Source organism: Nostocoides jenkinsii Ben 74, from assembly GCF_001046875.1.
Lineage (GTDB): Bacteria > Actinomycetota > Actinomycetes > Actinomycetales > Dermatophilaceae > Nostocoides_A > Nostocoides_A jenkinsii.
The window spans coordinates 229,586-242,197 of record NZ_HF571038.1 but is presented as its reverse complement, the minus strand read 5'-3'; the positions used below and the strand labels follow the sequence as shown (position 1 = coordinate 242,197).

Sequence of the window (12,612 nt, the reverse complement as noted above, 5' to 3'; positions counted from 1 at the left end):
GATGACGCTGCGCGCCTTCCCCTCCGCTAAGGACATCCGGTGACCACCGACGAATCCGACCTGACGACCGCCCTGCGTGCCGGCTTGGCCGACTTCGAACTCACCGACGAGGACCAAGCGCTCGTCGACGGCGACGCCCCGCTGCTTGGTGATGCTGCCGCCGAGGGACCGCTTCCGGTGGTGGCGATCGTGGGCCGACCCAATGTCGGGAAGTCTTCGCTCGTCAACCGCATCTTGCGTCGCCGCGAGGCTGTGGTGGAGGACGTCCCAGGGGTCACCCGGGATCGCGTCGCGTATGAGGCCGAGTGGTCCGGTCGCCGGTTCACCATCGTCGACACCGGTGGCTGGTCGGTGGACGCGACCGGGATCCACCTGCGGGTGGCCGAGCAGGCCGAGGTCGCCGTCGACCTGGCCGATGTCGTGGTGTTCGTGGTGGACGCCAAGGTTGGCTCGACCGACGACGACGAGGCCGTCGTCAAGCTGCTGCGGCGCGCCGGCAAGCCGGTGGTGCTGGCCGCCAACAAGGTGGATGACGAGCGCACAGAGGCCGACGCCCTGGCCCTGTGGAATCTCGGGCTCGGCGAGCCGCATGCCGTCTCGGCGTTGCACGGTCGCGGCTCCGGGGATCTGCTCGACGCCATCCTCGACGTGCTGCCCGAGGTGTCGGCCGTCGCGGCGCCTGTCGAGTCCGGCGGCCCGCGCCGCGTGGCCCTGATCGGGCGGCCCAATGTCGGCAAGTCTTCGCTGCTCAACAAGCTCATCGGCACCGATCGCGTCGTCGTCGATGACGTCGCCGGGACGACCCGCGATCCGGTGGACGAACTCATCGAGCTCGGAGGGCGCGTATGGCGCTTCGTCGACACCGCGGGAATCCGCCGTCGCGTCCACCAGACGCGAGGCGCCGACTTCTATGCCTCCCTGCGCACCCAGACCGCGCTGGAGAAGGCCGAGGTCGCCGTCGTTCTCATCGACGCCCAGGAGTCGATCAGCGAGCAAGACATCCGGGTCGTCCAGCAGGTCATCGACGCGGGTCGGGCGCTGGTGATCGCCTACAACAAGTGGGACACCCTCGATGAGGAGCGCCGCTACTACCTGGAGCGGGAGATCGAGCGCGAGTTGGTTCAGGTGCCCTGGGCGCCGCGAGTCAACATCTCGGCCAAGACGGGGCGGCATACGGACAAGCTGGTCCCGGCCTTGGAGCGGTCGTTGGAGTCCTGGGACTATCGGATTCCGACGGGGCGACTCAACGCTTTCTTCGGCGAGGTCGTCGCCGCCCACCCGCACCCGGTGCGTGGGGGAAAGCAGCCGCGCATCCTTTTTGCGACCCAGGCCGGCACGCGCCCGCCGCGCTTCGTGATCTTCGCCTCCGGGTTCCTGGAGGCCGGCTACCGCCGCTTCCTGGAGCGGCGGCTGCGCGAGGAGTTCGGCTTCGAGGGGACCCCGATCGAGGTCTCGGTGCGGGTGCGGGAAAAGCGCCGCGCCCGCTGAGCCGGGCCGCCCGCGTGCCCGCCTGGCCGCCGTGTCGGCGAGGGCCGGGCGGATTCGGGGGCACGGCATACGGTGAGGTAAGGTTGCACCGCCTCCGGAACCCGGGGGCATTGCCACGGGCTGTGGCGCAGCTTGGTAGCGCACTTGACTGGGGGTCAAGGGGTCGCAGGTTCAAATCCTGTCAGCCCGACATCTCGCGAAGGCCCCGGATCGACACCGATCCGGGGCCCTTCGCCGTCGCAACCCGCCCACCCCGCCCCGGGCCACGCAACTGAGCACCGCGCCACGCAACTGAGCACCGCGCCACGCAACTCAGCACAAGCTAGTCAACTGTGGACAGCTTGCAAGGTGTCCACAGTTGACTAACCGCTGCTAGCAGAAGTTTGGAGGTCCGGTCGGTGTATCACGGCGCGGCATACGGACTCTTCTGAGTCGTGCCACCGCAACCCCGCGGTGGCCGACGGAGGGGAATCCATCATGCACAACATCACCAAGCGGACCCTGCTCGGGTCCGTGAGCCTGGCCGCCCTCGGATCGCTCGCCATGGGCGCTCCCGCTCAAGGGTCGGACAGCAAGCCGGTGCCCAAGCCGGTGACCAAGGTCGACACCAGCGTGCTGGCCAAGGAGGCCGCGGCACGTGTCACGACTCCTGCCAACGCTCGCGCCGCCCAACAGCACGTTCAGGCAGCCATTGCCTCCTATGTCGCCAAGCACGGCACGAAATACTCGTTTGGCAGCTACCTCGACGCCAAGACCGGTTCCGTCGTCGTTCTGAGCGACGCCCCCGCCGCAGTGCTCAGCAAACTCACCGACACCTCGGGCGATCGGGCCGCCGCCGGCGCGACCGTGCGCACGTCGACCTCGACCATCACCGACCAGTGGAACCGCAAGGACGACGTCGCCCCGTTCTATGGCGGCGGTGGCATCGCTGCCAGCGGGGGGATCTGTTCCTCGGGGTATGCCGTGAACTACGGCACCGCGCGCTACATGGTCACCGCAGGTCACTGCTTTGCCAACGGGACTCTGGTCAAGACCGAATCCGGTGCCAATGACTACGGCTACGTGGCCTGGCGGCGGCTCGCGTCCCTCGGCCACGGCCCGAAGGACATGGAGATCATCTACAACAAGTCCTATTCGCCGCGCATCTTCACCGGCGGTCTGTGGAGCACGTCCAGCGCTGCCGTCGTCGGCGCCGGCGATGCCGTCCAGGGCTACACGAACTACTGCCACAGCGGCCGGACGACGGGCGAGAACTGCGGCCACACCGCGGTCGACGTCAACGCCCAGGTCTGCACCCAGACCGGATGCAAGTCGCCGGTGGTCGCCTTCAACGGCGGCACGCTGTCCCAGGGCGGCGACTCCGGCTCACCGTTCTATGTCAAGAGCGGCACGCAGGCCTGGATCCGTGGGCACGTCATCGCCGGCAACGGCGGCACCATGTCGTGGGCGGAGAAGTGGGGCAAGGTCGCGTCCACGTATGGCGTGACCATCGCCACGAGCTGACCACGCACGCGAGCTAACCGCTCACCCCGAGCATTGGCCGGCGCCTTCCGGGATCAGCCCAGGGCGCCGGCCAGTCGCGTGATGATCTCGGTCAGAATGCCCGGTGAGGTCGCGATATTGAGCCGCACGTGACCACGGCCCCGCTCGCCGAAGGTCAACCCCGGATTCATCGCCACCTTGGCTTCCTCCAAGAAGACGTCATAAGGCTCGCGATCCAAGCCCAACCCACGACAGTCGAGCCACATCAGATAGGTGGACTCGGGCAACCGCACCGAGATGCCGGGAATCGTCGCCGCCAGTTTGTCGACGACCAGCCGGCGATTGACGTCGAGTTCCGCCAACAACTGCGTCAACCACGCATCCCCGTGCTCCCACGCGGCCGCGTGGGCATAGACCCCCGACAGACTCGCGTTCGGGCCACTCACCATCCCCGGCAGTCGGTATGCCTGATCGGGCGACGCCACGATCACCCCCGCCTTTAGCGCCGCGAGCGAGTAGGTCTTGGCGGCGGAGTGGATCGCGAACGCCTGCCGCGCCCCCGGCACGGTGAGATAGGGGGTGAAGGAGGCCTCGGCATACACCAAGGGGGCATGAATCTCATCCGAGACGACCGTGACCTCGTGGCGGGCCGCAATCTCGGCGAGCGTCGCGAGTTCCTCCCCGGTGTGGGCGACTCCGGTCGGGTTGTGTGGATTACAGAGCAGGTATGCCGCGCGCCCGCCCCCCGCGCGCGCCTCCTCAAAAGCGGCGGACAAGGCCTCCAGGTCCAGACGACCGTCCTCGCTTAGGTCCGCTCGGATGACGCGGCGCCCCAGCAATTTGGGGAAGGCGTCGAAGGGTGGATACACGGGATCGTTGATGACCACCGCGTCGCCGGGGTCGGTGGCTTGAAGGAGCACCACCAGCACACCCATCATCACGTCGGGGGAGAGCAGGCAGTGCGTCGGCTCGACCTCCCACCCCCAGTGCCGCCCGGCAAAAGCGCGGAACGCCTCGACATAGCGCCCGGGCAGGGGATAGCCGGTGTCACCGAGCGTGGCGAACTCCGCGAGCGCGGCTCGGACGGGTTCGGCTGGGACACAATCCATTTCGGCGACCCAGGCCGGGATGACGTCCGCCGGATAGCGCTGCCACTTCGCGCTCTGGCGCTGACGCAATTGCTCAAGGGTGAGGTCGAAGATCGCGGCCATACCTGGGGAATGTACGCCACTGTCGGTGGCCCGGTTTAGGCTTCCCACGTGGCGGCAGCAGGTGTTTCGGGCCAGCATCCGGCGCACGTCGATCGGGTGTGGACCATTCCCAACCTCCTGTCGATGCTGCGCCTGGTCGGCGTGCCCGTCTTCTTGTGGGCGATCCTCAGCAAGCACGACACCCTCGCGCTGGTCTTGTTGATGGTGTCGGGGTTCACCGACTACCTCGACGGCAAGATCGCGCGCACCTTCGGCATGGTCTCCAAGCTCGGGGAGGTGCTCGACCCGATCGCCGACAGGCTCTATATCTTTGCCACCCTCCTCGGCCTGGGCATCCGCGAGATCGTCCCGTGGTGGCTGATCGGCGTCATCGTGGCGCGCGAGATCTTCATGATCGTGCTGCTGCTCTTTGCCCGCCGCGACGGCCTGCGGGAGTTGCCGGTGCACTTCGTGGGCAAGGCGGCGACCTTCAACTTGCTCTACTCCTTCCCGTGCCTGCTTCTCGGCGAAGGCTCGGGCACGCTCGCCGACTGGGCGCGGCCCATCGGCTGGGGCTTCGCGTTGTGGGGCGTGGGCCTCTACTGGGTCGCCGGATTGATGTATGCCGTGCAGCTGCGCCGGTTCCACGCGGCGGTGCTCCGGTTCGCTCGATGAGCACCCCGCCGCGGCGTCCGGACGCCTCGATGACGCTGCTCACCTCGATGCTGGCGCGGCCACTCGACCCGGGATATGCCGCGGCCGCGCGCGAGCGGGCCGCCGGCACCCAGGCGCCCCGCACCACGACGGGGAGAGTCGCGCTGCTGCTCTCGTGTCTGGTGGTGGGCCTCCTCCTCGCGACAGCGGCGCTGACCCTGCGCCAGAACGCCGCCCAACAAGGCCAAGTCCGGGCCGATCTGCTCAGCAGGATCGACAACCGCCGCGCCGATGGCGATGCGACGACGAAGGCCATCGCCGCCGCCGAGGCGCGCATCGCGCAATTGGAGCAAGCCGCCCTGGCCGCGGCCCCCGGCACCGCCGGTGATCTCGCCCGGCTGCGGTCGGCGGTCGGCGCGGAGAGTGTCACCGGCCCGGGCATGACCGTCACTCTCGACGATGCCCCCGGGACGGATGGCGCCACGGGCTCGGCCACCGGGCGTGTGCTGGCCAAGGACGTGGCCTTCCTCGTCAACGCCCTGTGGGCCGCCGGGGCCGAGGCCATCGCGGTCAACGACCAGCGCTTGTCCGGCCGCTCGGCCATCCGCTTCGCCGGCGACGCGATCCTCGTCAACTTCCGGCCGCTGGCACGGCCATACCGAATCACCGCGATCGGTGACCCCGCGACACTCCCGGCGGCGTTCGCGGAGGGCCCCGGCGGCTCGTATCTGACGTCACTCAGCGACAATTACGGGGTCATGACCGAGGTCAGCACGGCCCCCAAGGTCACCCTGCCTCGCACAACCAGCCTGACTCTGACCTACGCCCACCCCCAGAAGGAGGGCTCATGATCCCGGCACTCGGCCTCGCCATCGGCATCCTGATCGGGGTGCTCGTGCAGCCCGACGTCCCCATCTGGCTCCTGCCCTACCTGCCGATCGCGGTCGTCGCCGCCCTCGATGCGGTCTTCGGGGGAGTGCGCGCCGTGCTCGACGGCATCTTCGACGACAAGGTCTTCGTCGTCTCGTTCCTCTCCAATGTCTTGGTCGCCGCCTTCATCGTCTTCCTGGGTGATCAACTCGGCGTGGGATCGCAGTTGTCCACCGGCATCGTCGTCGTTCTTGGCGTGCGGATCTTCTCCAATGTCGCCTCCATCCGCCGACACCTCTTCAAGGCCTGACAGACCGGCCGTATGACGATCCCTCCCCGCCCCGACCCGGACCAGGTTTCCGCCGCCCGCGCCTGGCGACGGATGTATGCCATGGCCAAGCCACGCCTCTCGCGGGCCAATGCCGTCGTCACCGTGCTCGCCCTCGGTCTCGGCTTCGCCATTGCGGCCCAACTGCACACGACGCGCGCGCAGCCCTTGGAGACGCTGCGCGAGGATGAACTGGTGCGCGTCCTCGACGACGTCACCCAGAACAACGAACGGCTTGGCACCGAGTTGCGTGAGTTGGAGCGCACCCGCGATGCCCTGGAAGGCGGCGCGTCCAATAGTGCCGCCGCCATCGCCGCCGCCCGTGAGCGCGCCGAGACGCTGGGCATCCTTGCCGGGACGTTGCCCGCTTCCGGTCCGGGAGTCCGCATCACCATCAGTGATCCGGCCGGCGAGATCCCTGCGAGCCTGATCCTGGACGCGGTCCAGGAGTTGCGCGACGCCGGCGCGGAAGCGATCCAGATCGGTGCCGTCCGGGTTGTCGCCGGGACGTGGTTCACCGACGCGAGTGACGGCATCTCGGTGTCCGGGACCACGGTCCACGCGCCATACGACATCGAGGCGATCGGTGACCCCACCACCATCGCCACGGCCATGGACATCCCCGGCGGGGTGGTGGCGAGCGTTCGCGGGAAGGGTGGGGAGACCACTATCGCCTCCCTTGACACCGTCAGGATCACCGCGACCGTGACCCCGGCAGCTCCTCGATTCGCCACCGCGCAACCGTCGGGGAAGTGACCTCCACCGGGGCTGTCGCGGAGTTCGTTCGGACGGTTAGGGTGGGGTCCTCACCGATTGCGAAGGAGCCTCCGTGTCCGACTTCGACTACCCCGACGACCTGCGCTACACCGCTGAGCACGAGTGGGTCAGGTCTGTGGGCGACGGGCGCGTGCGCGTCGGCATCACGGCATACGCGCAGGATGCCCTCGGCGACGTGGTCTTCGTCACGGCTCCCGCGGTTGGTGACTCGATCAGCGCTGGCGACGCCTGCGGCGAGATCGAATCCACCAAGTCGGTGAGCGACCTGTACAGCCCGCTCACCGGTGAGATCACCGCCGTCAACGCGGCCCTCGACGCCACGCCGGAGTTGATCAACTCTGACCCTTACGGTGAGGGCTGGTGCTTCGAGATGTCGCTGGCCGACGCCGCCGACCTAGACAGCCTGATGGACGCTGCGGCATACCGGGACAGCGTCGGCTGACCGCCCCGATTGCACCGACGCCGGTGCCGATAGCAGGAGAGCAATGAGCGTATTTGAGGACGGTCAGGGGGACTCCGACCCGCAGACCGAGATGTCGCGGCCCGATCCGTCGACCCAACGCATCCCGCCGACGGGGGCGGAGCCCGCCGACTGGGGCGATTACGAGATCGGGCTGAGCCGGGAGGACGCCGGCCTGGTCGAGGCATTGCGCCCCGGCACGGCCCTGCTGATCGTGCAGCGCGGCGCCAACACCGGCGCGCGCTTCCTGCTCGACAACGCCGAAGTGACGGCCGGACGCGGCCCCGACAGCGACATCTTCCTCGACGATGTCACCGTCTCGCGCAAGCACGCGGTGTTTTCGCGCGAGGACGACCGCTTCACCGTTCGCGATGTCGGGTCGCTCAATGGCACCTATGTCAACCGCGAGCGGATCGATGTCGTCACCCTCGACAACCGTGATGAGGTCCAGATCGGCAAGTTCCGGCTGGTCTTCCATCAGGCCAAGGGCTGATCGGCCGTCGTGACCCCTGCTCGTTCCGACCGCCTCGGCATCGGTGCAGTCCTGGCGCGCCTGCAGGAGGAGTTCCCGGACGTCTCGTTGTCGAAGATTCGCTTCTTGGAGGCCGAGGGTCTGATCACCCCGGAGCGGACGCCGTCGGGCTATCGCAAGTTCACCACCGCCGACGTCGAGCGACTGCGCTTCGTCCTGGCCGCGCAGCGAGACCGGTTCTGGCCGTTGAAGGTCATCCGGGATGCCCTGGACGCAATGGATCGAGGCTTGCCCGTCGAGGCCGACACCACGACGAGTCGCCCGAGCGTGCCGGCGGCCAGCCTCGATCCCGAGTTGCCCGGCCCGGCGTCGCTCGCGGGCGGCGCCGGTCCGCGGTTGACATCCGCCGAGGTGGCTGCGGCCGCCAGCGCCTCCGAGCGGCTCATCAGCGAACTCACGGATTTCGGACTCCTGCGCCCTGACCACGACGGGCTGTATCCCGGGGAGTCGTCTCGGATCGCAGCGGCGGCGGCGCAGTTGGCCGCCTTCGGCATCGAGGCGCGCCATTTGCGACCGTTCCGGGTCGCGGCCGACCGAGAGGTCGGACTGATCGACTACGCCGCCGCCTCGGCGACCCGGCCGGAGCCTGCCGATGTGGCCCACGCGGCCCTGGCGCTCCATACGGCACTGGTGAAGGACGCCCTGCACCGCCGCGACTGACTCGTGGGCACCGGGTCGGGCGTTACGGTGGGGTGGTGAAGCCACTGGATGTGCTCGGGGTCCGGGTCGAGATGCCGACGAACCAGCCCATCGTCCTCCTGCGCGAGCGCGACGGATCGCGGCACCTGCCGATCTGGATCGGCGCGGCCGAGGCCACCGCGATCGCCTACGCCCAGGAGGGCGTTGTGCCGCCACGCCCGCTGACCCACGACTTGCTCGTCAATCTGCTGGCCGCCCTCGGCCAGGCCCTGGTGCGGGTGCGCATCGACCGCCTGACCGATGGCGTCTTCCATGCGACCCTTGAACTTAGCGGCGGCATCGAGGTGGACTCGCGCTCGTCCGACGCGATCGCGCTTGCCATCCGCACGAACGCCGAGGTGGTCGCCCCGGAAGCGCTCCTGGAGAGCGCCGGCATCACCATCGCCGAAACCGCCGACGACGAGGTGGAGCGCTTCAAGGAGTTTCTCGACCACGTTTCGCCCGAGGACTTCGAATGAACGGCCGGCATCGCCCGTAGCCGGCAGGCAATTAATTAAACATCAACTTGACGGTTATGTTACGTATGTGACTCATGTTGCGCGACACGCCGAAAGGGACACATGAGCCTTGGTCGTTGACGAGGGACCCGGCTCGGCTTACCGTCGGAATCACATAACGGTCATTCCTAGTTGGAGGCAGCGGTGAGCACACCGACAAGCACGTCGGAGAGCGCTGGTTCGGGCGCTGTTCAGGCGACCCAGGATGTGCTCTTCGACGACCTGGAGAATGCCTACGAGGACGTGGGTTACCGGGGTGTCACCGCCTGTAAGGCCGCCGGCATCACCTACCGGCAGTTGGACTACTGGGCCCGGACGGGGTTGGTGGAGCCATCCGTTCGCACCGCCAAGGGCTCGGGGTCGCAGCGGCTCTACGGTTTCCGCGACATCCTCGTTCTCAAAGTGGTCAAGCGACTCCTGGACACCGGGGTGTCCTTGCACCAGATCCGCCTGGCCATCGAGCACCTGCGGGAGCGTGGGGTGCACGACCTGGCCCAGGTGACCTTGCTCAGCGACGGCGCCTCCGTCTTCGAGTGCAGTTCACCCAACGAGATGTTCGACCTGCTTCAAGGTGGTCAGGGCGTGTTCGGTATCGCTCTGGGCAAGGTTTGGCAGGAGGTCGAAGGCTCCCTGGCGCAGCTGCCGAGCGAGACCTCCGACACCCTTCCACTGCACCCGGGCGATGAGTTGGGAGCGCGACGCGCCGCACGCGTCGGCTGAACCCGACGCCCGCGTGGCCCGTGCTTTCGGTATGTTGACGATGCTGTCGTCCACGACCGAAGGAGTATCCGTGGCCACCTCTTTCTCGCCCTTTGTCGCCCGGCATATCGGGCCACGCGAGGCGGATATCGCGGTCATGCTGCAGCGGGTTGCCAAGGCGAGCTTGGCGGAGTTGACCGACACGGCCATACCGGCCTCGATCCGGAGCACGGCGCCACTGGCCATCGAGGCTGCCGAGTCCGAGGCGGCCGTCCTGGAGCAACTGCGCGGCTATGCCGCGGCCAACAAGGTCGTCACCAGCATGCTCGGGCAGGGCTACTACGGCACGATCACCCCGGGCGTCATCGGGCGCAATGTGCTGGAGAACCCCGCCTGGTACACCGCCTACACGCCCTATCAGCCGGAGATCTCCCAGGGCCGGCTGGAGGCACTCGTCAACTTCCAGACGATGGTCACCGACCTGACCGGGCTCGACATCGCCGGGTCCTCCCTGCTCGACGAGGCCACTGCGGCAGCCGAGGCGATGACCTTGATGCACCGCTCGACGCGGGCGAAGGCAGGCTCGGTGCTCCTGGTGGACACCGACGTCTTCGCGCAGACCAAGGCCGTGATCCACACCCGTGCCGAGCCGATCGGCATACCCGTCATCGAGGCCGACCTGAACGACGCGGCCAGTGTCGAGGACCTGCGGACCGCCGCCGGCGGAGCCGAGGTCTTCGGAGTCATCGTCCAGTACCCCGACGGGCTGGGCTTGCTGCGGGACTGGTCGGGCCTGGCCGCGGCCGTCCACGAGATGGGCGCGCTCGTCACCGCCGCGACGGACCTGCTCGCGCTGACCCTGATCACGCCACCGGGGGAGTGGGGAGCCGATATCGCCGTCGGATCGGCGCAGCGCTTCGGTGTGCCCATGATGTTCGGCGGGCCGCACGCGGGCTTCATGAGCGTTCGCAAGGGCCTGGAGCGGACGATGCCCGGGCGCCTGGTCGGCGTGTCCGTCGATGCCGTGGGCTACCCGGCATACCGCCTTGCCCTCCAGACGCGCGAGCAGCACATCCGCCGCGAGAAGGCGACCTCCAACATCTGCACCGCCCAGGTTCTGCTGGCCGTCATGGCGTCGATGTATGCCGTGTATCACGGCCCCGACGGCCTGCGCGCCATCGCGGCGCGGGTGCACGGGCACGCCGAAACCATCGCGGCGGCGCTCCGAGCTGGCGGGTTCAACCTGCCGAGTGACCGGTTTTTCGACACCCTCACGGTCGAGGTGGGCGAGCGGTGCGGCCCCTATGTCGCCGCGGCGCTGGAGCGCGGCATCAATGTCCGCCGGATCGACAGCGAGTGGATCGGGATCAGCGTCGACGAGACCACCACTGCTACGGATGTCACCGACCTGCTCGCGGCGTTCGGCTGCACGAGTGGCGAGCCGTCGGACAGCGGCATTCCGGCTGATTTCGCGCGCACGTCCGAGTTCCTCTCCCACCCGGTGTTCAACGCGCACCACTCGGAGACCCAGATGCTTCGCTATCTGCGCAGTCTGGCCGACAAGGACTTCGCCCTCGACCGCGGAATGATTCCGCTCGGCTCCTGCACCATGAAGCTCAATGCCACCACCGAGATGGCGGCCGTCACCTGGCCCGAGTTCACCGACATCCACCCCTTCGCGCCGTCGGATCAAAGCCAGGGGTATGCCGCGCTCATCGCCGAACTGGAGGGCTGGCTCTGCGAGATCACCGGCTATGACGCCGTGTCGGTGCAACCGAACGCGGGATCGCAGGGGGAGCTCGCCGGCCTGCTGGCCATCCGTGGCTACCACCGCTCTCGCGGCGACGATCACCGCACGGTCTGCCTCATCCCGCAGAGCGCACATGGCACCAACGCCGCGAGCGCCGTCATGGCGGGGATGAAGGTCGTGGTCGTCGGCACCGCTCCCGGCGGCGATATCGACATGGTGGACCTGAAGGACAAGCTCGCCCAGCACGGCGACAACCTCGCGGCCATCATGGTCACCTATCCCTCGACCCACGGGGTCTATGAGGACACCATCGCCGAGCTCTGCGCGATGGTGCACGACGCGGGTGGGCAGGTCTATGTCGACGGGGCCAACCTCAACGCCCTGGTCGGCCTGGCGCAGCCGGGCAAGTTCGGCTCGGACGTCTCGCACCTGAACCTGCACAAGACCTTCTGCATCCCGCACGGCGGTGGCGGGCCCGGCGTCGGGCCGATCGGGGTGCGTGCTCATCTTGAGCCGTTCCTGCCGCGCAGCGGCCAGCGGGGACGCGCTGGTGCCGCCGTCTCGGCGGCGCCCTATGGATCGGCGGGCATCCTGCCGATCTCGTGGGCCTATATCCGTCTCATGGGTGGGGATGGCCTGACCCAGGCCACCAAGACGGCCATCCTCAACGCCAACTACATCGCGGCCCGGTTGGGTGAGCACTATCCGGTGCTCTACACCGGCGCCTCCGGACTCGTCGCCCACGAGTGCATCCTCGACCTGCGTGAACTCACCAAGCTCAGTGGCGTGACGGTCGACGATGTCGCCAAGCGGTTGATCGACTACGGCTTCCACGCGCCGACCATGTCCTTCCCGGTGGCCGGCACGCTGATGGTCGAGCCGACCGAGAGCGAGGATCTGGGCGAGATCGATCGCTTCTGCGACGCGATGGTGGCGATTCGCGCGGAGATCCAGGCCGTTCTCGACGGCAAGGTCGCGGTCGCCGACAGCGTGCTGCGGCATGCGCCACATACGGCTCAGTCGCTCGTGGGGGAGTGGGAGCACCCCTACGACCGCGCGACGGCGTGCTTCCCACAGGGGCTGCACGTGGCGAAATACTGGCCGCCGGTCGCCCGCATCGATGGTGCGTATGGCGATCGCAACCTCGTGTGCAGCTGCCCACCGCCCGAGGCCTTCGAGTAGCGCC

The 12,612-nt window shown here is 68.1% G+C and carries 13 protein-coding genes and 1 tRNA gene; 13 read left to right on the top strand and 1 reads right to left on the bottom strand.

What is annotated here, in order from left to right:
• Positions 1-39 precede the first annotated feature (39 nt).
• From der to BN13_RS01115, 3 genes are all read left to right on the top strand, one after another.
• Complete coding sequence (gene der, locus BN13_RS01125; RefSeq protein ID WP_048543736.1) at positions 40-1,488, top strand: ribosome biogenesis GTPase Der; 1,449 nt, start codon at positions 40-42, stop codon at positions 1,486-1,488.
• A gap of 116 nt (positions 1,489-1,604) precedes the next feature.
• Positions 1,605-1,678: transfer RNA gene (locus BN13_RS01120), tRNA-Pro, on the top strand.
• Positions 1,679-1,965: 287 nt separating this feature from the next.
• The gene (locus BN13_RS01115; RefSeq protein ID WP_048548697.1) at positions 1,966-2,991 is read left to right on the top strand and encodes a chymotrypsin family serine protease; all 1,026 of its coding nucleotides are present in this window, start codon (positions 1,966-1,968) and stop codon (positions 2,989-2,991) included.
• Between the two features lie 53 nt (positions 2,992-3,044).
• On the opposite strand, the gene BN13_RS01110 is transcribed toward BN13_RS01115, so the two are convergent.
• The gene (locus tag BN13_RS01110) at positions 3,045-4,181 is read right to left on the bottom strand and encodes a MalY/PatB family protein (RefSeq protein WP_048543733.1); all 1,137 of its coding nucleotides are present in this window, start codon (positions 4,179-4,181) and stop codon (positions 3,045-3,047) included.
• Positions 4,182-4,229: 48 nt separating this feature from the next.
• Here BN13_RS01110 and BN13_RS01105 point away from each other — a divergent pair, with 48 nt between their 5' ends.
• From BN13_RS01105 to gcvP, 10 genes are all read left to right on the top strand, one after another.
• A complete protein-coding gene (locus BN13_RS01105) occupies positions 4,230-4,835 on the top strand; it encodes a CDP-alcohol phosphatidyltransferase family protein (RefSeq protein ID WP_053079681.1) in 606 nt (201 codons plus the stop codon).
• Positions 4,832-5,665 carry a DUF881 domain-containing protein gene (locus BN13_RS01100; protein ID WP_048543731.1) on the top strand — a complete coding sequence of 278 codons (834 nt, stop codon included), beginning with the start codon at positions 4,832-4,834 and terminating at the stop codon, positions 5,663-5,665. Before BN13_RS01105 ends, BN13_RS01100 begins: the two co-directional genes overlap by 4 nt.
• Positions 5,662-5,994: a small basic family protein gene (locus tag BN13_RS01095; RefSeq protein WP_048543727.1), complete on the top strand. Its 333-nt coding sequence runs from the start codon at positions 5,662-5,664 to the stop codon at positions 5,992-5,994. Before BN13_RS01100 ends, BN13_RS01095 begins: the two co-directional genes overlap by 4 nt.
• Before the next feature lie 12 nt (positions 5,995-6,006).
• On the top strand, positions 6,007-6,768 hold the full coding sequence (locus BN13_RS01090; RefSeq protein ID WP_048543725.1) for a DUF881 domain-containing protein: 762 nt from the start codon (positions 6,007-6,009) through the stop codon (positions 6,766-6,768).
• 73 nt (positions 6,769-6,841) lie between these two features.
• A complete protein-coding gene (gene gcvH, locus BN13_RS01085) occupies positions 6,842-7,231 on the top strand; it encodes a glycine cleavage system protein GcvH (protein WP_048543722.1) in 390 nt (129 codons plus the stop codon).
• A 43-nt stretch (positions 7,232-7,274) separates the two neighbouring features.
• Positions 7,275-7,742: an FHA domain-containing protein gene (locus BN13_RS01080; protein ID WP_084733486.1), complete on the top strand. Its 468-nt coding sequence runs from the start codon at positions 7,275-7,277 to the stop codon at positions 7,740-7,742.
• 9 nt (positions 7,743-7,751) lie between these two features.
• Positions 7,752-8,441: a transcriptional regulator FtsR gene (gene ftsR, locus BN13_RS01075; RefSeq protein ID WP_048543718.1), complete on the top strand. Its 690-nt coding sequence runs from the start codon at positions 7,752-7,754 to the stop codon at positions 8,439-8,441.
• Positions 8,442-8,476: 35 nt separating this feature from the next.
• Positions 8,477-8,938 (top strand): bifunctional nuclease family protein, encoded by a 462-nt coding sequence (locus BN13_RS01070; protein WP_048548691.1) that lies wholly within the window; start codon positions 8,477-8,479, stop codon positions 8,936-8,938.
• 183 nt (positions 8,939-9,121) lie between these two features.
• Positions 9,122-9,697 (top strand): MerR family transcriptional regulator, encoded by a 576-nt coding sequence (locus BN13_RS01065; RefSeq protein ID WP_048543715.1) that lies wholly within the window; start codon positions 9,122-9,124, stop codon positions 9,695-9,697.
• 40 nt (positions 9,698-9,737) lie between these two features.
• The gene (gene gcvP, locus BN13_RS01060; protein ID WP_048548689.1) at positions 9,738-12,608 is read left to right on the top strand and encodes an aminomethyl-transferring glycine dehydrogenase; all 2,871 of its coding nucleotides are present in this window, start codon (positions 9,738-9,740) and stop codon (positions 12,606-12,608) included.
• Positions 12,609-12,612: the final 4 nt, after the last annotated feature.